The organism is Gracilibacillus ureilyticus (assembly GCF_900111195.1).
Classification (GTDB): domain Bacteria; phylum Bacillota; class Bacilli; order Bacillales; family Amphibacillaceae; genus Gracilibacillus; species Gracilibacillus ureilyticus.
Genome location: NZ_FOGL01000004.1, coordinates 87,024 through 108,603, shown reverse-complemented (window position 1 = coordinate 108,603; position 21,580 = coordinate 87,024). Strand labels below are relative to the sequence as shown.

Here is a 21,580-nt window from a genome sequence, read left to right as displayed (position 1 = left end):
TAATAATAGATAACCGGGCTAATAAGTGAGGTGCAAGAGATGGATCCTTTGGAAATTATGCTGGATTTAGAAAAAGCCAAGCCATATTATCAGGCGATTTTCAGTGCGGATAGTCATGAAGTTACTGGTTATCAAGTGTTGGGGTACATAGAAACGGAAACTGGAAATAAAAGTTTGAGTGAGTTTTTCCAGGACGACAATGTGCCGGAAGATTTTAAAATTGAAATGGATCGTCATTTACATAAGCAAGCTTTGGAACAATTTATTGAAGCAGATTTAAAAACATCAATTTATTTAATTGTTCATCAGGATTATTTAATGAGCAGCGAAGAGGATGACTTTATTCAGGAAATCCTGTCATATGAAGAAAGAGGACTGGACCTTTCACAGGTTGTGATTGAAATTGTGGAACAGGATGATATTAAGAAAGTTAGTGTGCTGGCAAACTCGGTAAAATATTTAAAAACCTTCGGGGTGAAATTTGCAATAAATGACGCTTTGAAAGGGGCGAATAATTTAGACAGGATAAGTACATTAGAGCCTGATATTATCAAGATAAATTTAGCTTCATTACAGAGTCAGTCATTCATAGACAATTACCAGAATATTATATACTCCTTATCTCTGTTAGCACGTAAGGTTGGAGCAGAATTATTGTTTGACGGAATTCATTCCAGTTACCAGTTTCATTATGCCTGGAGAAGAAACGGAAGGTACTACCAAGGTGAATTTTTCAGTGGCGCAAAAAGTCATTTTGTAGAAAATACGGTTTGGAAGGATAAATTCAAACAGGATATCGGGCAATTTATTGCTATTGAAAGGTCAAACTTAACGGCAAAATATCAGTTGACAGCTCAATTAAATCAACAATTCCATGATGTATTAATTCAGACGAAAAGAGTTAAGGAGCTGGACAGCCGGTTAGAATTAATAGCAGAAGAGTTTCAGGCGATCTGTTTTAGAATGTACGTGACAGATGGAGAAGGTTTCCAGAAAACTGTGAATATCGAATATAAAGAAAGTAATTGGGTGGCAGACCAATCTGTAAAAAGTAAGAATTGGAGCTGGAGACCTTATTTCATCGAAAATGTGATTCGAATGAATGAAGAGAAAGTCGGAATTTTATCCGATTTATACAGTGATATTGAGACAGGTGAAATGATTCGAACATTTTCCTATCCAATGGCAGCTGATTTATATTTATTTATGGATATTTCGCAAATGTATATGGATGATAACCCGTACCTTCTATGGTGAGGAACTTGCACAGTATAGGGATACTGTGCATTAAACCTAAGAGAGTAACTTTGAAATATTTAGAGTGAAATACCACCGCTTCGTCCGATTGCTTCGCTTTCACCCAAGGGCACAAGTGCAACATCTACTCAAGCAAAGATCACTTTCGTAGTGTTTTCTTTGCCGCGGGGCCGGCTGTAGCGTAAGTATGGCACTCAGCATAAATACACCTTTACTGCACAGTATCCCTATTATGCGTATTAAGAAATTGGAAAATAGAGTTCTGAGTGACGAATTCTATAACGAATTCACTTCACCGCTCGGATTTTAGTATAACTAATATTTTTTTGGCCCTTTATGCTTTCTTAGTCGTTTTCCAATGCTTTTGCTTATGGGATAAGAACTCGTGCTATTCCCTGTCAATATGTTTTCCAGACTGTGCTTCTGCCTGATTTATAAATGAAGTTAGATGATGCTTCTCTAATTTCACCTGCAGGCTTTTTGCTATTCCTCATTTATTAATCCATTCATCTTATTTTGTTATTTTCATTAAATAAAACGGGTCTTCGGAATATATAGTGGAAAAGGGCTTATAATTCACCCTTCTTCAATTTCTTTAGAAATATGGAAAAACGAATACCAAAGTTAACTAAATTCCATAAAGATGCTCTTTCGTTATAGATGAATTATGAAAAAAATATCCAATATACTTTAGAAGTTAAAAAACTATAAAAAAAGCATTTAATTTACTTTTCTATTCATCTACCCATATAGTTATAGTAAAGTTTTAGTTCAAAAGCGTTCTGTTGCAATACCTAATGCAATGTATAATTACTGCGAATCTAAATATAAATTGAAAATTTGAATAAAAAATAAATAAAAAATAGTACATTATATCTATTAAATTAATGGGATTTTTTCCGATATTAAAAATAATATCTTTTTAAGGAGGGATATTACTTACTTATGGTCTCTAGTATTCAAAGATTACTAAATAATTATTTTGATAAAAGTAATGTCCAACAACAAAATTTCCGTAACACAGTTTCACAATCAATAGAGAGAACTGATGGTGTTCATTCTAATAAGAATGTAGAAATATATAATCCCAAAACTAATAAAGTGAAATACAATGATAAATCTATTTCACCACGGTTACAGGTTGACAGAAATTACAATTTAACTATTGAAGAAAACAAAGTATACAGTGTGGATACAGATTATGGATTGATAAACTATCAATTTAATAATGATTCAAATTCAAGTTACGTTCAAACACTGCATTACGATAATCAAATTAGTGATGAGAAACGTGTCCATCTAGAGAAAAACAGGCAATTTTTAACTCATTTACAGACGTTTGCAGAGACTGGAAGAATTAATATTATGTATACTGCAAGAGAAGCTAGTGAAGTACTAGAAGGATTTAATAGATTGGGAATCAATACCGAAGAGCCTTTCACTATAAATAATAAACCGACAAGATATAGGATCGATCCTTCTGGTGTTATTCATGAAGTTGATCTTGAGAGTAGAGGAATGAAAGAGAAGGACTGGAGAAAGTTTGGACATGATGAAAATACTATATTTATAATTCAAGGTAAAGAGTACAAAATGGACGAGAATGGTCAACTTCCTTTACCAGAAGATTATGTCCATAAACATGAGCAAGTACAAATTATTAATAAATAATGTTCAGTAACATAATATTTCTAGCACCCTGAAATTTATATAGGGTGCTTTTTTCTTGGATTTTCGGATTTATGGTGGAACGGAACTTATAGCTCTCCCTTTTCCAACTCCTTAATAAATGTGGTGAAGTCGATACCAAAGTTATCTGAAACGTTGTGATCTGTAACGTGGTCAAACATATTTGGTAAAGCATCGTAAAAAGCATTTTTATTAAAACGAGGTTTCCGCTTTTTATGAAGCTTTTCGTTGAATAAAATTTTTGCCCTTAAAGAATCGAAAGAATATCCTTTTCCCAGTCGTTCAATATGACGTATAATGCTATTTATAGACTCTGTATATGCGTTAGTAAGTCTTTTATCAAAGTGATTGAATATTTCTTCATTCCAATTGTCTACGGCTCTAACAAGGTCTTTATAAGCATCTTTAACATTACTGGATACACAACGCTGACGCCAATTTATATATCGTTTTTCACCTTCTTGTGAACTTGGCGTATCCCATATCTTATAGAATTCTTCTTTGAGTTCATAGGCTTCCTTCAAATCAGGAATATTTCCAAGCCAAGTTTCTAAAAGTAGCAATTCACGGTCGATTAGATCGTGCCTGCGTTTGAGAAGTATAAACCTATCACGCATAAGTGTTCTTCTTCCTTTTGGTGTCATATTAGTTCTTAAAGATTTCCTAACACTATCCAAGGCTTGATTTGCCATACGGACTACATGAAACTTATCTACCACCACTTTAGCGTGTGGAAGGACGATATTCACTGCATCTTTGTAAGGTTTCCACATATCCATTGTGACGTATTCGATATAAGACCTATCTTCAATCTCTAAAAGGCGTTTAATGACTGTATCCTTGTTACGATCCTTTTTGATGTCATAGATAGTTCTCCGTTCGACGTTGGTAAGTACCAGACGAGGTTTACGAATGATGTGTATTTCATCTATCCCAAGCCATTTAGGAGTCTCAAATTGGTATTCTCTTTCTTTAAATGCCGCATAGTCCTTAAAGACGTTCCTAACGGTCTTCTCGTCAACACCAACGCTTTCTGCGACTTCTACAAAGGTCTTAGACATTGATTGCTCTTCAATGGATTCTAACAGCCTTCTGGTCATACTACGCTTTTCGTCAATGGATATAAGACGTTCCCAAAAGGTCGAGTCACACTCACGACACTTATAACGTCTACGGTTCAATTGTAAGCCAACTCGCTTTAAACGAATGGGCAAATCCATAATCAATTGTTTTCGTGAGCTGTGCTTATATAACTTGTCAAAACCACATTCTGGACAACGTTCTGGAGGATAGATTGCTTCCACTTTAAACATCATATCGGTTTCATTCTCTTGTGGTGGTTCGATTGCTGTAAGATCTGGGAGGAATAATAAGTCGTTCATATTACACCTGAACCAACTCTGGATTTTGATAGATATTACCAATAATTTTTAAATTGCATTCAAGTGTCTTATCATCCACATATTGTACTTCATTTGTCATATGCCAATGTGAGTACAAATTTATCCAAGCACGAAACTTAAACTCTCTCATTACCATCACTCCTATCATTTGATAGATTAATTATACCAATAAAGGATAATGATATTCCACTAAATAATCCGATTTATGATTAAATTGTTGTTAAACTATTAAACTGGGTTTTCCACTATATATTCCGAAGACCCAATAAAACAAATGCATTTCATTTTCTAACTAGCTATACTATTAGTAAAACAGTGAAAGGATTGGGTCAATTGAATGAACATTTGCGAGTTGGATACAGGACAAGTGAATTTGGTGAGTTTGACTATCATTCCCATCCGGATCATTATGAAATTTATTTTTTTCATTCAGGGTCTTGCCGTTACTTAATTCATAATCAAATATTTGATTTAGAACCAGGCGATCTATTACTTATGGACGGTATGACTCTGCACAAGCCGAATGTAAATCCAAACAAAGAATACATTCGGAGTGTGATTCATTTTTCTCCACAATGGATTAAAAATGTTCTAAATGAAATAGATTGCATGCATCTATTAGAAGTATTTGAAAAATTGCGTCATTGCTTGATTCGCACAAGGGAAAGTGATGAATCAAAATATTTAGAAGAGGTTATTCATCGGCTTTATAAGAGAAAAATAAAAGCAAATAACCAGGAAGATGTTACGGAAGCAGAATTAAAAATCCTCCTAATGCAAGTTTTATTGAGTGTGTATCACCTTGGTCAAATCGATTCTATTAAATTGCCACAGCAAAAAAGTGATAAGCTCGAGCACTCAGAAAAAATTGCTGAATACATACAGAATATGTATATGTACAAGTTATCATTAAATGGAATCGCAAAAGCACTTAACTTAAGTAAGTCATATGTTTCACATGTATTTAAAGAAATGACAGGATTTACTGTCATGGAGTATGTGATGGGCTGCCGTCTGACTCAAGTTAAATATTTATTGGAAATGGAACCTGAAAAAGCTTTAAAGGACATAGCATATGAGTGCGGTTTTGAAAGCGTTTCGCACTTTAGCCGGTATTTCCGGGAAAAGGTTGGGGTAACAGCAAAGCAGTATCGTCAAATCAGGTTAAACAATAAATAGAGAAATAAACCACAAAGCCCAAAAGCACTCTCAGATAATTTACTGATTAAACTCCATAATGTCATGCAATGATTTTTATTCAAATTCCTAATATAATTGAATTAACTTCAGATTAGCCACACCTGTTTTGAAATCGGTTACTTATTAAAACGGGTGTGGCAGAATAATGCAAACGCAGTAGGCAATGATTTATCTGTGTGTCTTTTAAAAAGGAGAGATTTTTATGGAAAAGAAGTTTGCTGCACAACTTTACACCTTACGTAATGAGTTAAAAGAAGAGGGAATACGACCGGTATTTAAAAAATTGAAGGAAATGGGCTGGACGGGTGTGCAAATCTCTGCATTACCAAAAGATTATGATCCTGAAGAAGTGGCGCTTGCACTGGAAGAAAATAATTTAAAAGCGGCAGGGATGCATATCGGATTAAAACGCCTACAGGAAGATTTGAATAGTGTGTTAAAAGAAGCCAATTTATATGGAACGAAAGATATTATCTGCCCTTTTTTATCTGATGAGTTACGAAATGAAACTGGCTATCGAGAGGTTAAGGAAACTTTAAATAATGTGGCTAAACAAGCACAAGGTTACCGAATCAGTTATCATAACCATGACTTCGAATTTAATAGCGAAATTGACGGGCAGGATGCTCTAAGCTTTATACTTAATCCTCAAAACGATAACAAAATTTTAGCTGAAATAGATGTCTTCTGGGTGAAAAAGGGAGGTTACGATCCTGTTGAATTTATTTCTCCATACTCCGATCGCATGCCAATCATCCATTTAAAAGATATGACAAAGGATGACCGTCAAACTTTTGCAGAAGTTGGAGAAGGTGTGATTGACTTTCTATCCATTTTAAAATGGGGAGAAGCTAATGGGATAGAATGGTATGCAGTAGAGCAGGATGTTTGTGAGCGAAGCCCTTTCGACTGCTTACAAACAAGTTTAAATAATTTAAAGAGATTAGCAAAACAAATGAGTCATCACAAAAGTGAAGCCGGAAAATAAAAGGAAGAGGTGACCTTAAATGGAAAAAGTAAAAATCGGCATAATTGGTGTTGGCAATATGGGGCGCTCTCATGCGCATAAGTTAAGCAATGGTGAAGTAAATGGAGCTGTATTAACAGCAGTTTGTGACGCCTCTGTGGAGAAGCTTGACTGGATTCGAACTAATTTACCGGAAGAAATTCAGCTTTTTCAAGATGAGGATGATTTTCTAAATAATGCGGATATTGATGCGATTGTCATTGCTACTCCACATTATTTCCATCCGCCAACGGCTATGAAAGCTTTTGAAAAAGGACTTCATGTCATGCTGGAGAAACCAGCAGGAACTTATACTAAAAATGTTCAGGAAATGAATGAAGCAGCAGAAAAAAGCGGCCTTATTTTTAGTATGATGTATAATCAGCGTACAAATCCGCTATATCAAAAATTACGTGATATGATTCTTTCGGGGGAACTAGGTGAAATTAAACGAACTAATTGGATTATAACTGACTGGTATCGTTCACAAAGTTACTATGATTCCAGTGAATGGAGAGCAACCTGGAAAGGGGAAGGGGGTGGTGTGTTGTTAAATCAGGCACCCCATCAATTGGATTTATGGCAGTGGACCACAGGCTTAATGCCTAAAAAAGTACGTGCTTTTATTAGCTATGGAAAATATCACGATATTGAAGTCGAAGACGATGTTACGGCATATGTTGAATACGAAAATGGTGCAACAGGAGTGTTTATTACATCAACAGGTGAAGCGCCAGGAACGAACCGATTTGAAATTACAGGAGACAGAGGCAAAATCGTTGTAGAGAATAATAAACTGGTTTTCTACCGTTTGACAGAGTCAGAGCGGGAATTTAATGCAACCTCTACCACAGGTTTTGGACGTCCGGAATGCTGGGAAATTGAAATTCCGGTTAAAGGGGATTATACCGGGCATTTAGGTGTACTGCAGAACTGGATAAATGCTATTTTAAATGGGTCACCACTACTAGCACCAGGGACTGAAGGGATAAAAGGACTGGAGATTTCCAATGCTATTTATTTATCTGCATGGCTGGATCAGACAGTGGAACTACCAATAGATGCAGAATTATATTATCAAAAATTACAAGAGAAAATTGATCAATCAACTTTTCAAAAAAAAGAAGCTGCCAATGTGACACTTAATGTAGAAAATTCTCATTAAATCTGGATAAAAGCTCAGGACAGTCATTCCTTCACTGATGACTGTTCTGGGCTTTATTATCCTTAGGGGAATTATGTATTCCTCAGTATGCAAAAAAGTATTAAGTGTGCATAAAAGTACGTGATCAAGAAAATTAAGAAAAAAGTAAATACAAAAATTTATAATTGCAGGAAAGGTTCACAGAATATATAGTACCAGTATAGTCTGGAGGTGATTAAGCATCTTTTAGCTTTTCAATTCTTTTCCTCGCAAATTGTGAAAGTGCTTACATTTGTGGTAAAATGGTTCTTGGGGGGTGAAGAATATGAAAACTAAGCAAATAATTACCACTATAAAGAATTGGTTTTCTTTTCGTTGGCAGAGTAATTATTTTAGAAAAAGTTTCTTATTAATCCTATTTATAACATCTATTCCCGGTATCATATCAGGTATTGCTATTTATACGATTGGATTAAGTTCTACAGAAAATGAACTGCATAAAGTTCATATCGAAGAGATTGATGACCGCGCTCATAATATTGACGTGCAATTTAGTTACCTGGAGGAGTCACTGACTTATTGGGCGTATGAACCCACATTTAATTATCAGCTGATTTCAACTGATTTTGTCTATGAATTTACAAAAACCAGGGATATTATGCAAAAATTATTAATTCTTGAAGGAAGTCAGCCGCTTATCAAAGGAGTTGACTTATATGTAGAAACACAAAATGGTCCGATATTGTTTTCCCCATACCTGGAATATATAAATGATGAAAATGAACAGGCAGGGTTTCACACTTTAATTGAAAATCCGAAGCATATTTCCTGGGATCATTCGGATGAGTTCCATAATAATACGAACTTTTCCAGTAATTTAATTCTTAGTCATCAAATACCCGGTGTTATTAATAATCCCTTTGGAGCGATTGTTGTAACAATTGACCAGGATAGTCTCGGTAGTACACTTGAAACATTAACACCGTACAGTAATGGTGTCACTTTACTGTTGGATGAGAATAATGAATTGCTTCTTTCAACAGAAAACAACAAAGATAGGGAATTTACGAAAGAATTATTGTCAGTCTTTTCAAATAATAATAAGGCAGAGAGGTCATTTCAAATGGATTGGGATGATAAAACATACTCTGTTTCCTATGGTTCTTTTGACAGGGTGGGATCTAAATGGACATATGTATCAGCAGCGCCAATATCGGCAATAACCACACCGATTCTTACCATTTCTAAAGTAATATTAATTGCTAGTTTGCTTGTATTAGGCTTGGCATTTTTATTGACGTGGTTTGCGTCGAACCGTTTATATAAGCCTGTGAAAAATCTTGCGAGCAGTTTTATTCCTGCAGACAGTGCACCGACAAAAGGGACCACTGATGAATTTAAGCAAATTCGTGATCAGCTCGATTCATTAACTTTTGAAAGAGAACAATTAGAGAAACGGATAAGCAACCAGATACCGCAGCTTAGACAGAACTTTCTCATCCAGTTAACAAAGGGTTATTTATATGACTTTGACGAACAGGCATTAAAACGAAGGATGGAGAATTACAGGTGGAAAGTAAATGACCATTCCTTTGTGCTTTTGGATATTCAATTAACTGGTGGTGTAAATAACAGTGAAAGAACGTATGAGGACGACAGTTTGGTCGCATTCGCGATGGCGAATATTGCAGAGGATGTAACAAAAAAATACCTCGATCAATATACTGTTCTCAATCAATATGACATGACGGCAAGTATTTTTCTAATTGTACCAAAAGAGATTGGTGATTTGGCAAATCTCCTGAATCAATTAGCAGAGGATATTACGACAGCGATTAACCGTATATTATCAAGCTATGTGACGATAACCATTAGTTCTAATACGCCTAAAATCAAGGATATATACAGTCTTTTTGAAGAAATAGGCAGAGCGAAGAGATACAGGGATTTTAACAATCAAAATCAGGTACTTATGTTAAATGAAGTAAAGACAGAGGTAACCGGACAGAAACTCTTCTATCCTTTTGAGACAGAGAAGGAGATTGTTCAGAGTATTAGAAGAGGCAGAATGAATGAATCTGAGGAGTTGTTACGGCAGTTCTTTGACGAATTGCTTACTGACAGTACAAAAGAAGTTAGTGTTCATGCCGGGATGATGCAGTTATACAGCACTATTCAGCATGAGATTCTGTTGTCAGGGGTTGACCCCGTAGTATTGTATAATGGCCGCAATATGTATGAAGAGTTATCACAATTGCGGGAAATTGAGTGGGTAGTCAAATGGTTAATTTCCCAAGTAATAGAACCATATATTAAATTCCTGGAAGAAAATATGAATATGGAGATGAAATTGGCAGTAGATAAAGTGGTCTCGTATATTGAGGAACATTATATGGAGGATATTTCACTGGAAAGTTGTGCGGAATTTGTTGATATTACGCCATATACCTTAAGTAAAGCGTTTAAGAAGATTCATGGCATAAACTTCATCGACTATTTAACAACGATTCGAATGGATAAGGCAAAAGAATTATTATTACAAACAAATATGAAAATTAATGAAATCTCAGAACAGGTTGGCTACAGACATAGCTATTTCAATCGAATTTTTAAAAAGCATGTAGGTCTGCCTCCTAGTCAGTATCGAAAAATGAGAGCAAGCAGTTCTTAAGGAGGAATGTAAAAAGTGGAGGCTGTCTATGAGAAGTTTCTTAATCCTGGATCTGAATTTTCACCAATGCCGTTCTGGTTTTGGAATGACAGACTTGATAAAAAAATATTAAGAGCCCAAATAGAAGATTTTCAGGAAAAAGGGGTAGAGGGTTTTGTATTACACCCAAGAATGGGTATCCCGAAAGAAACAGAATATTTATCTGATAAATTTATGGATTTTGTAAAATTCGCGGTGGAAGAAGCTCATCAACGAAAGATGCATGTCATCTTATATGATGAAGCGATGTATCCCTCTGGAGCTGCAAATGGAAAAGTAGTAAAAAAAAATCCGAAGTTTGCCAGCAGAGGTTTATTTGCCACTAAGATAGACGAACTACCGGATGTGATAGAAATACCATTTAATGATGAAGATGATCGCTTAGTTGCTGTTTATCTGGCAGAAAAGGGCAAAGAAAATAATACTGTTAATGCAGAAAGGATAAGTTGTATTTTTCCATTAAATGCTCAAATTATCCGGATGACAGATAAAAAAGCATCTATTCTTCAAGAAGAGATTGATCGTTTCTTCGAAGTGAAAGATCGCCAGAAGGAAGAATACTGCTGTATTATTTTAAAGGAAAGTTACACAAATGGAACGATTAGAGGGGTACATGCGGAACAGGATGATGGAGAGAAAAATGCACCGCGTTCTGCGGATTTGCTGAACCCTGAAGCGGTCCGAACTTTTATAGAACTGACACATGAAAGGTACAGGGAAGTGGTTGGCCAATATTTCGGCAATACTATATTTGCCATGTTCACAGATGAACCTGACATAACCGGACGAAACGCTGATCCGGGCTGTATAGCATGGACCGGTCATTTTGAACGATTTATTTATCAGGCAGGTTTGCATGTTGAAGATCTTCCTGGACTCTTCTTTCATATTGGTGAGAAAACTGCACATATTCGCCAAACCTATCAAAAAGTAATTAACAAGCGAATGCGGGAGACATATTACATACCAATTGCGGAATGGTGTCAAGCTAATCAGCTTTATTTAACAGGACACCCGGCAAAAAGCGATGATATCGGCTTGCTTGAACCTTTTACTTTACCTGGCCAGGATGTTGTCTGGAGATGGGTAGCACCGGAAGATGAAAAAGGAGTGACAGGGGAACACTCGACTGCAGGAAAATGCGGAGCAGATGCTGCAAGGCATTACCAGCGGCAACGGAATTTAAATGAATATTTAGGCGTCTGTGGCATTGATAATAGCTGGAATTTATCTGCTTCAGATATGAAGTGGTATACTGATTGGCTTGCTGTAAGGGGTGTCAATCTGTTTTGCCCACACGCATTCTATTATTCTGTTAATGGTAAGGTGAGAAGCCATGAACGTCCGCCAGATGTTGGGCCAAATAATGTATGGTGGCCACATTATAACCATTTTAGTACTTATATTAAGAGATTGAGCTGGTTAATGACAGATAGCATTAATCAGGCGGAAATCGGAGTATTGGCCCTAAATAACTACTTGCCGTGGAAAACAGCTAAATATTTTTATCAAAATCAGATAGAATTCAATTATTTACATGAGGCGCTGTTCGTTGACGGTCAGCTGCAACTTAAAGATAACTGTATCATTGCGGGAGATCAATCATATCGTATCCTGGTAATTGATGAAATAGAAATATCTGAATTCGACCAAGTGGTGAAACAGCTGTTAACTGAATTTATTAAAAATGATGGTAAAGTATATATTATTTCATCGAACAGAGAAATGGAAGAATTAGAAGGTGTGACGTATCTTCCGCCAGATGATATGTCTTCATTTAAGAAACATTTTTTAGCATCTCGTTATGCCGAATTAACCGGGGAAAGTAGTAATATTCGTTTAACAAAACTTAAAAAATCCGGGAAAATATATTATTTCTTCACAAATGAAGGCGAAACAAATTATAAAGGAACAGTGAAATTTTTTAATGATATGCCTTCAGAGGAATGGAATCCGTGGGCAGGCTCCCGTAAAAGGCTGGTACAGAACGATAATGGACAATACTTCTTGCATTTACCTTATCGTGAATCAATTATCTGGTCAGTGGAAGCAAGTGAAAATTTGAAGAATGACGATCGTCCGGGTTCTGCCAAACTCATAGAAATAGACCCAATATTGCAACCGTCGAATTTATCCAAGCATGAATGGAGCCGTGATTCTCTTGTTGATTGGAGTATGTGTGAGGAGTATCAGTACTATTCCGGTACTATAACCTACCATTTTTCTTTTAACTATCATGGAGAAAAGGTAGATGAAGTGATGGTAGATTTAGGTGACGTTTATGAAATTGCTGAAGTTTCGCTTAACCAGGGAGAATCAGAAGTGAAAATGTGGTCACCGTACATGCTCCAATTTCCTGGTGAAAAATTAATTGAAGGGGAGAACGCTCTCACAGTAAGGATAACGAATAACAGTGCAAATCAGATGGATAAACAGTCGCTGCCTTCTGGATTAATTGGTCCAGTTAAGGTGATCGGATCGGTTCACTCCAATTAGTAAAGGAATGAGAGAATGACAAGAATATTTTTAGCAAGTGATTCTACATGTCAGAGATATGAGAATGATAATGCACCACAGGCGGGATGGGGGCAATTTATCCAGAACTTTATGAAAGACTGTAAGATTTTTAACCATGCAATAGGTGGAAGAAGTTCAAAATCATTTATCGAAGAAGGCAGATTAAAGGAAATCGAAATATTATTAGAAGAAGGTGATTACCTTTTAGTTCAAATGGGTCATAATGATTCGACGAAAGAAAAACCTGAAAGGTATACCGAACCGTATAATGATTATAAACAGTTTTTGAAACAGTATGTAATGACAGCGAGGGAAAAACAAGCCAATCCCATATTAGTTACACCTGTTGCACGTCTGCATTATGTTTCTGGTGAATTTCTGGCAGACTTTGGTGACTATTGTAATGCAATGAAAGAGGTTGGTGAAGAAGAGAATTGTCCTGTAATTGACTTCATGACACTGTCCATCATACATTTAACGAATGTAGGGATTAAAGAAGCCACTACTTATTATATGGTTGATGTGAACGGAAAAGATCATACCCATTTTACTGAAACAGGTGCAAAGCAAATGGCAAAACTGTTAGCCGAACCTTTAAAAAGAATTGTGAAATAATGACTTATCAAATTTTTTACGTTATGCCGGGAAATCAGAAAACTCCCCATACATTCTGTCGTATGGGGAGTTTTCTATACATACAGAAAGGGTGAAGGAAATGAAAATAGACCTTAATTGGTTAACATCAAAGCCGAATTATCTGACGAATATTACATGGGGAATACCTTGGAAAAAAGGGGAATTAGATCGGCGAAGTGATGTTTCATTATGGAATGCGGAAAATCAGTCCATCCCCGTTCAAACCTGGCCTCTTGCATACTGGCCTGACGGGAGTGTGAAATGGACAGCACATTCCGCTAACTTATGTGAAGAACAAGACTTATTTATCTCTAATGACGAGCAAGATCTCTCCGAAAATCAAGGGAAGCTAGTTATTGAAGAAAGAAAAGACAAGATTAAGATTAATAATGAAACAATAGAGTGTACCATTCAAAAACATGGAGAGAACATATTTAATTTTAAAAAAGAGAACCAAATATACGATGCCACTTTAGAGACCATTATGGAGGAAAGAGTAGAAATTAATGACAAAAGAGTTTTTACCCAAATTGCTGCAACAGGAAAAGTTGAAAATGCAGTGATTGAAAGTAAAGGAGATATCCGTGCAGTTGTCAGACTGGAAGGCGCACACTATAATCAGGATGGCCAGCGATTTTTGCCATTTATTTTAAGAATTTATTTCTATGATCAGATATCTGATGTGAAAATAGTCCATACAATGATTAATGATACTCCTCCAGATCAGTATTTCATAAAAGGGATGGGTTTAAAGTTAAAAACAAGCTACAGAGGAGAAGCTTGGAACAGACATGTTCAAATTGCCGGCGACAAAGGAGTATACAGTGAACCAGGCCAATTAATTTTGACAAGGAGATATCGGAATGCAGATGGATTATATAATGACCAAATAGAGAACAAAAACATAAATTTGGACGATATGCCAGAATTCAAAAAACAGGTACAAGGAAATGCGACATGGAATGACTTTAAAATTATTCAGGATAGTGCTGATCATTACAAAGTAGTGAAACGAAGGGGAAGAAATAATGCATGGATAGAGGTGTTACATGGTAAACGAGCGAATGGCCTTCTTTATGCTGGAGGAGCAGATGGAGGTGTAGCAATTGGGCAAAAGAAATTTTGGCAAAAGTTCCCGAGTTCTCTGGAAGTAGAAGGATTAAATGAGGAGTCTTCTTCATTAACCGTATGGCTCTGGTCACCTGACTGTGAAGCAATGGATCTTCGCCATTACAGTGATGATACACATGTGCCAAGTGCTTATGAAGGGTTTGAGGAAATGCGGGCAACCCCAGTAGGTATTGGCAACACGAATGAATTATTTCTATCTTTTTATCAATCCGCCCCAACTGCTGATGATTTATTCAAAAAAGCTGAGGATTGGCAAAATACTAATTTACTAATCTGTAATCCTGCTTACTATCATTCCACTCGAGCTGCCGGAATGTGGAGCTTACCAGACAGATCTAATAAGTTAACCAGTTTTCTGGAGGACCAGCTGGGAAAAGCTCTCCAATTTTATCAGATGGAAATCGATCAAAGAAGCTGGTACGGTTTCTGGAATTACGGGGATGTTATGCATACATACGACCCGGTCCGCCATCAATGGCGCTATGATATGGGTGGCTTTGCGTGGCAAAATACTGAATTAGTACCAAACATATGGTTTTGGTATGCCTTTCTTCGGTCAGGGAACAGCAAGGTTTTTGAAATGGCAGAAGCAATGACAAGACATACAAGTGAAGTGGATTGTTATCATGAAGGAGAATACAAAGGATTAGGCTCGAGACATAATGTTTCCCATTGGGGTTGTGGATGTAAAGAAGTGCGGATAAGTATGGCCAACCTTTACAAGATCTATTATTATTTGACGGCTGATGAGCGAACGGGAGAAATTCTCAGTAACTTTAAAGATGCTGATCAATCAACGGTAAATCTTGATCCAATGCGGGAATTCTATCCGAAAGATGAATATCCTACCCATACAAGAGTTGGTCCAGATTGGGCTGCATTCAGTTCGAATTGGTTATGTAACTGGGAACGAACAGAAAATAGCCAATATTTAGAAAAGATATTGACAGGAGTAAATGACCTGAAAAAAATGCCGTACCGTTTATTGTCTGGTCCAACTTATGGATATGATCCGCAAACTTCTCATCTTTATCACATGGGGGATGGAAATAGTGGTGGTTATCATATGATTATCGCTTTTGGTGCACCCCAGGTATGGATGGAACTTGCTGAATTAATAAATGATAAAGAGTGGGAAGAGATGATTGCCGAATTTGGCGAATTTTATACTTTATCTGATCAGGAAAAACGTAGAAGAACCAATGGAAAACTAAATGATCGCATGTTTAACTGGCCAATGTTCTCTGCAGGGATGGTAGCATATGCAGCAATGAAGAAAAATGATCAAGAGCTGGCAGAAAAAGCATGGAATTTGTTACTTGATCCAACATTCAGTTACACACCTCTTCCAATAGAAGAACAAACAGTGACAAGTTGGAAGGTGTTAAATGAAATTCCGTGGATCACAACTAACACTATTTCGCAATGGTCACTAAATGTGATAGTATGCCTGGAATTATTAAAGGATTTACCGGCAGGACAGGTTTTGCAAAAAAGTATTAGTAAGATAATAAAATGATAAATAAGGAGAAAAAACCTTTACGGGTATGCATGTAAGCGAATGATTGGTAAGGCAACAAAAATTGAATATTGAAGGAAAAATGTAAGCGTTTTATATTTGATTTACCGACAGCACGATGGTGACTTTTCAGATAGCTTGAAAGATGGAATAGAAGGAGGCAGATAATTAAAGACTATACCTTTTGGAAAAGGAGCAAGTGTTTGTCATTTTATTGAAAGATATTTTAAGGAGGGTCAAGATGAAAACAAAATTTCTTCGTTATTTATTAATGGCATTATTGGTAATAGGTATAATTGCAGTTGCTGGTTGTAGTAGTGATAGTGATTCGGCTAGTAATGAAAGTGATGGTGAATCTGGGGGAGATTCAGGTGATTCAGAAGACAGAATGGAATTGCGTGTTTTTGTACCAACATTTGAAACTGAGCCGCCAACAGATGACAGCCCTGTCTTAAAAGCGATCGAAGATTATACAAACACAGACATCACAATGGAGTGGGCTCCAAATAGTAACCTGGAAGATAAATTTAACATTACTTTATCATCAGGTGACTTGCCTCATATCATGTATGTTCCAAGTAAATCTCCAAGTTTTATTAGTGCAGTGGAAGATGGGGCATTCTGGGAAGTGGGCCCTTATTTAAAAGATTACCCGAACTTAAGCCAGGCAAACGAAATTATTTTAAATAACAGTTCTATCAATGGAGAAATTTATGGAGTTTACCGTTCACGTGATCTTGGGCGAAACGGTGTGATTATCCGTAAAGACTGGCTGGAGAATTTAGGGATGGAAGAACCAACAACCATTGATGAGTTTTATAACATGTTAAAAGCATTTAAAGAACAAGATCCTGATGGAAATGGACAAGACGATACTTACGGAATTGTTGTATCAAAATATGAAGGTCCATGGGATGTAATGCAAACATGGTTTGGTGTACCGAATAAGTGGGGCGAAGATGAAAACGGTGAATTATATCCATACTTCATGGATGACAATTATTTAGAAGCACTAAATTTCTTTAAGAAGTTGTATGACGAAGGTCTTGTAAACGAGGACTTCGCAGTAATGGACCCAGCAAAATGGTCAGAGCCTGTAATTAATGGTGAAGCTGGTGTACAGGTAAACGTATTGGATGAAGGTCACAGAATCCAGGAAAAAATAATAGATGCAGAACCAGAAAATGCAGATCCTATTACGGTTATTAAAGCGGTTGAAGGTCCAACAGGATTACACAATTTACCGACATCAGGTTATTCAGGTATGCTTGCAGTTTCCAAAACATCCGTTAAATCGGAAGAAGAATTGAAGCGCGCACTGGATTTCCTTGACAAAATGAATGATGAAGAAATGCAGATTACAGCAGAAAATGGTTTCGAAGGTACACATTATGAGATCGTCGATGGGGAATATCAATCTAAATTAGAAGATGATGCAGCACTTAAGTCCGAAATAGCAGGATTTAATCAAATGTTAATGTATATCCCTGAAGCAAAATCATTATCAGCAACTTCTTCACCTTTACGTCAATTAGAGGAAAAATTAAAAGTAGAGAATGAAGAAATCGTTGTAGCGAATCCAGCTGAGTCGTATATTTCTGAAATTTACTCGAAAAAAGGTCAGCAATTAGACAACATTATTATCGATGCCCGAATTAAATACATTGTTGGACAAATTGATGAAGCGGGACTGGAAGAAGCTGTAGAACTTTGGAAGCAATCTGGTGGTACAGATTATATTGAAGAGATCAATCAGTTACATCAGGAAGCACAATAATAAATTAGTAAAAAGCAGGTTCAAACCTGCTTTTTACTACCAAAACCTATTCCCGTTAGATTACGGCAGAAAGAATCAGAGTAACAGTAATTCTTTTCCGTTAAATATGGTTGCTGATTTTTTTGAGAAGGATTCACATCATTTAAGTTAAGAGGGGATTCGATGGAAAATGTACATGAAGGCAGACTGAAAAATGCAGTTAATAAGAAAAAGAAGAGTAAATGGAATCAGATATTAAAAGAAAAATGGCTATACTTTATGGTTTTACCAGGTTTAGCATATTTTATTATCTTTAAGTATATTCCTATGTGGGGCATTGTGATCGCATTTCAGGACTATTCACCATTTTTGGGAGTTTTTCGAAGCGATTGGGTGGGGTTTGAACACTTTCACTACTTTTTTACCAATCCTGACTTTTTACGTTTATTAAGGAACACCTTCATTTTAGCTTTATACGATCTGGTGTTTTTCTTTCCGGCACCAATTATTCTTTCCCTAATGCTAAATGAAATCAGGCTAAGTTTCTATAAACGTACACTCCAGACTTTAGTATATGTACCGCACTTTATGTCATGGGTAATCATTGCGAGTATCAGTTATGTATTCTTAACAACAAGCGGTGGGGTTGTGAACGAATTATTAGCTAAATTAATAGGACAAGAGATTAACTTTTTATCAAGTCCTGATTGGTTCAGACCGATGATTATTGGACAAATTATGTGGAAAGAGACTGGTTGGGGTACGGTTATTTTCCTTGCGGCACTTGCAAGTGTTGACCAGGAACAGTATGAAGCTGCAATAGTGGATGGGGCAGGCCGATTCCGCAGATTATGGCACGTTACTTTACCGGCACTTCGCAGCACAATAGTCATTCTATTAATCCTAAGATTAGGTAATTTTCTTGATACAGGCTTCCAGCAAATTTATTTAATGTCTAATTCACTGAACCGTAGCGTCGCAGACGTATTTGATACGTATGTATACTTTGTCGGTATAACCGAAGGGGCGTTCAGTTACAGTACAGCTGTCGGTTTATTTAAGTCAATTGTTGGTATTGTATTAATTGTCGGTGCAGACAGGTTAGCCAAAAAATTAGGTCAGGGCGGATTATTCTAATCTGTTAAGATGGTCAGCACAAAAGGAGGTTTTTCAAATGCATCGCATGCATAATACTGGACCTGGTCGAGTATTTGATGTTTTTAATCATGTTTTTTTAACGGCTGTCGGATTGATCACTGTTATCCCGTTTTTATACGTGATAGCTGGTTCATTCGCGTCAGATACAGAGTTAGCTACAAGATCCTTTTTTCTAATACCGAATGATTTTACTACAACTGCTTATGATTATATATTCTCTACTAATGCTGTAATTCGAAGTCTTGGTGTTTCGATTCTTGTAACAGTATTAGGTACCATTGTCAGTATGATATTAACTCTTACTATGGCTTATCCACTTTCAAGATCCAGTATGGTCGGCAGAAACTTTATTTTGAATTTAATCCTTTTCTCTATGCTTTTTGGCGGCGGAATGATTCCGACATACTTGCTTGTAAAAAGTTTGGGACTGTTAGATTCAATTTGGGCGTTAATATTACCAATGGCGATTAATCCATTTAATTTAATTATCGTCAAAACATTTTTCCAGCAGTTACCGAAAGAATTAGAAGATGCTTCTAAAATAGATGGCTGTACAGAATTTCAGACGTTCTGGAGAGTAATGCTGCCATTGTCAAAACCTGTAATAGCTACATTTACGTTATTTTATGCCGTTTTCTACTGGAACGACTTTTTCCAGGCATTGTTATACCTGACAGATACAACAAAATGGCCCATTCAATTGTTGCTGCAACAGTTAGTGATGGTTGCCAATTCAGGTATAGGAGATTTACAGGAGGCACAATTATATGAGCCGCCGGAAGAATCAGTTAAATTAGCAGTTATCGTGATTGCAACAGTTCCAATCCTGTTGTTCTATCCGTTTCTGCAAAAGCACTTTGCCAAAGGTGTCATGTTAGGTTCCGTGAAAGGGTAGAAAATATGGACAGATATGTTCTTAGGCAGAAGAAAATGTAAAGCATGAAAAATCTTCTGCCTAAGATGATAAAAGGTAAAAACAAATGATTATCTCTTATTGGTAATTATTTGTTTGAATCTTTTTTAGACTATGATTCATAATTTTGTTCACATGGAGGATGAAAAAATATGAAACAGATGAATTTTCAACAAGGTGAAACTATTTACGAAAATCCTCTCACAAACTTGGAATCCATTGAGGATTGGATAACGGAAGGAGAAGTGAAAACCGGGATATGGAAAAATAAACTTTTACTGGAAAACAAGTTGGATCCCGAGCAGTATGGGGATAATGCCCATTGGCTATTGTGGTGCCCTGTGGAATTTCCTGATCAGATTATAATAGAGTGGGACTTCTATCCATTACAGGAGCCAGGCCTTTGCATGTTATTCTTCGCAGCAACAGGGCGGAACGGAGAAGATTTATTTGATCCATCCTTACCGGAACGGACAGGGTATTATCCGGATTATCATTCAGGTGCAATCAATGCATTACATCTGTCTTATTTCCGGCATAAACATGCTAATGAGAGAGCTTTTCGAACATGCAATCTGCGTAAAAGTTACGGTTTCCACCTTGTTACACAGGCTGCTGATCCTTTACCGCCAGCAGAGGATGCCATTTCACCATATCATATGAAATTAATTAAATATAAACAATTTGTGCAATTTTCTATTAATGATTTGCCTATTCTTGAGTGGGAAGATGATGGAACGGAATACGGTCCGATACTGCAAGGAGGAAAGATAGGATTTCGGCAGATGGCTCCAATGGTTGCAGCATATGCCAATTTCTCTGTCAAACGTGCCATACTATGTTAACGAAATGGAGGTAGCAATATGTTAGGTGATGGATTTTTAGGTAAGTTCTATTTCTTCGGTGAAACCGTCATACTATTATTATATGTGAATTTGTTGTGGGTTTGTTTTACATTAGCTGGTCTTATCTTTTTCGGGGTCGGTCCAAGTACTGTTGCTATGTTTACTGTTTTTAGAAAATGGTCGATGGGGGAAGATGACCTTCCTGCCTTTAAAATATTCTGGCAAACCTATAAAAAGGAATTCCTGCGTGCCAATGGCCTGGGACTTTTCCTCATGTTATTTGGTTACATGCTTTATATGAATTTTAACTTTTTCCAGGCAGAAATTGACTGGCTTCAGCAGCTAAGCAGGTTTTTACTTATTATTGCAGCGGTAGTATATGGAATTATGGTTATATACATTTTTCCGATGTATGTTCATTATGATAATAAAATGTTTGCATATTTCAAAAATGCTATACTTGTCGCAGTTTATTCACCGATTAGGACTATTTATCTTATCGCAGCTTGTCTGACATTATATTATTTATATTTTGTTTTACCAGTATTTTTGTTTTTCTTTGGAGCAAGTTTGTCGAGTCTTGTTATCATGTGGATTGCGTATCGCACCTTCCAACGTTTAGAGATAAGACAAGAAAAATTACAGGAAACAGAAGCGTAAGCTACTTTCGATAAGTGCATAAATAGAGAAGAAGGA

At 36.5% G+C, this 21,580-nt stretch carries 16 protein-coding genes; 14 read left to right on the top strand and 2 right to left on the bottom strand.

What is annotated here, in order from left to right:
• Nucleotides 1-39: 39 nt before the first annotated feature.
• Both BMW36_RS06190 and BMW36_RS06185 read left to right on the top strand, forming a co-directional pair.
• Nucleotides 40-1,257 carry an EAL domain-containing protein gene (locus BMW36_RS06190; protein WP_089739993.1) on the top strand — a complete coding sequence of 406 codons (1,218 nt, stop codon included), beginning with the start codon at nucleotides 40-42 and terminating at the stop codon, nucleotides 1,255-1,257.
• Nucleotides 1,258-2,202: 945 nt separating this feature from the next.
• A complete protein-coding gene (locus BMW36_RS06185; RefSeq protein ID WP_054789290.1) occupies nucleotides 2,203-2,928 on the top strand; it encodes a hypothetical protein in 726 nt (241 codons plus the stop codon).
• An 86-nt stretch (nucleotides 2,929-3,014) separates the two neighbouring features.
• Here BMW36_RS06185 and BMW36_RS06180 read toward each other — a convergent pair whose 3' ends face one another.
• Together BMW36_RS06180 and BMW36_RS20285 are read right to left on the bottom strand one after the other, a co-directional pair.
• Entirely contained in the window at nucleotides 3,015-4,328 is a 1,314-nt protein-coding gene (locus BMW36_RS06180; protein ID WP_089739992.1) for an ISL3 family transposase, read from the bottom strand.
• Nucleotide 4,329: 1 nt separating this feature from the next.
• Entirely contained in the window at nucleotides 4,330-4,479 is a 150-nt protein-coding gene (locus BMW36_RS20285) for a hypothetical protein (protein ID WP_017186665.1), read from the bottom strand.
• A gap of 203 nt (nucleotides 4,480-4,682) precedes the next feature.
• On the opposite strand from BMW36_RS20285, the gene BMW36_RS06175 reads away from it, so the two are divergent.
• The 12 genes from BMW36_RS06175 to BMW36_RS06120 all read left to right on the top strand — a co-directional run bounded on the left by BMW36_RS06175 (nucleotide 4,683) and on the right by BMW36_RS06120 (nucleotide 21,544).
• Nucleotides 4,683-5,528: an AraC family transcriptional regulator gene (locus BMW36_RS06175; RefSeq protein ID WP_139180295.1), complete on the top strand. Its 846-nt coding sequence runs from the start codon at nucleotides 4,683-4,685 to the stop codon at nucleotides 5,526-5,528.
• A gap of 223 nt (nucleotides 5,529-5,751) precedes the next feature.
• Nucleotides 5,752-6,537: a sugar phosphate isomerase/epimerase family protein gene (locus tag BMW36_RS06170; protein ID WP_089739990.1), complete on the top strand. Its 786-nt coding sequence runs from the start codon at nucleotides 5,752-5,754 to the stop codon at nucleotides 6,535-6,537.
• Between the two features lie 19 nt (nucleotides 6,538-6,556).
• Nucleotides 6,557-7,720 carry a Gfo/Idh/MocA family protein gene (locus tag BMW36_RS06165; RefSeq protein WP_089739989.1) on the top strand — a complete coding sequence of 388 codons (1,164 nt, stop codon included), beginning with the start codon at nucleotides 6,557-6,559 and terminating at the stop codon, nucleotides 7,718-7,720.
• Between the two features lie 304 nt (nucleotides 7,721-8,024).
• A complete protein-coding gene (locus BMW36_RS06160) occupies nucleotides 8,025-10,370 on the top strand; it encodes a helix-turn-helix domain-containing protein (protein ID WP_089739988.1) in 2,346 nt (781 codons plus the stop codon).
• A 15-nt stretch (nucleotides 10,371-10,385) separates the two neighbouring features.
• Nucleotides 10,386-12,905 (top strand): hypothetical protein, encoded by a 2,520-nt coding sequence (locus BMW36_RS06155; protein WP_089739987.1) that lies wholly within the window; start codon nucleotides 10,386-10,388, stop codon nucleotides 12,903-12,905.
• 15 nt (nucleotides 12,906-12,920) lie between these two features.
• Nucleotides 12,921-13,541, top strand: a complete 621-nt coding sequence (locus BMW36_RS06150; protein WP_089739986.1) for a rhamnogalacturonan acetylesterase — start codon at nucleotides 12,921-12,923, stop codon at nucleotides 13,539-13,541.
• 100 nt (nucleotides 13,542-13,641) lie between these two features.
• Nucleotides 13,642-16,212 (top strand): exo-rhamnogalacturonan lyase family protein, encoded by a 2,571-nt coding sequence (locus tag BMW36_RS06145; RefSeq protein ID WP_089739985.1) that lies wholly within the window; start codon nucleotides 13,642-13,644, stop codon nucleotides 16,210-16,212.
• Between the two features lie 241 nt (nucleotides 16,213-16,453).
• A complete protein-coding gene (locus tag BMW36_RS06140) occupies nucleotides 16,454-17,989 on the top strand; it encodes an extracellular solute-binding protein (RefSeq protein WP_089739984.1) in 1,536 nt (511 codons plus the stop codon).
• A gap of 162 nt (nucleotides 17,990-18,151) precedes the next feature.
• Nucleotides 18,152-19,105 (top strand): ABC transporter permease, encoded by a 954-nt coding sequence (locus BMW36_RS06135; protein WP_089739983.1) that lies wholly within the window; start codon nucleotides 18,152-18,154, stop codon nucleotides 19,103-19,105.
• Between the two features lie 37 nt (nucleotides 19,106-19,142).
• The gene (locus BMW36_RS06130; RefSeq protein WP_089739982.1) at nucleotides 19,143-20,021 is read left to right on the top strand and encodes a carbohydrate ABC transporter permease; all 879 of its coding nucleotides are present in this window, start codon (nucleotides 19,143-19,145) and stop codon (nucleotides 20,019-20,021) included.
• Between the two features lie 170 nt (nucleotides 20,022-20,191).
• Nucleotides 20,192-20,884 (top strand): DUF1961 family protein, encoded by a 693-nt coding sequence (locus BMW36_RS06125; protein WP_089739981.1) that lies wholly within the window; start codon nucleotides 20,192-20,194, stop codon nucleotides 20,882-20,884.
• 18 nt (nucleotides 20,885-20,902) lie between these two features.
• Nucleotides 20,903-21,544 carry a YesL family protein gene (locus BMW36_RS06120; protein WP_089739980.1) on the top strand — a complete coding sequence of 214 codons (642 nt, stop codon included), beginning with the start codon at nucleotides 20,903-20,905 and terminating at the stop codon, nucleotides 21,542-21,544.
• The last annotated feature ends 36 nt before the right edge of the window (nucleotides 21,545-21,580 follow it).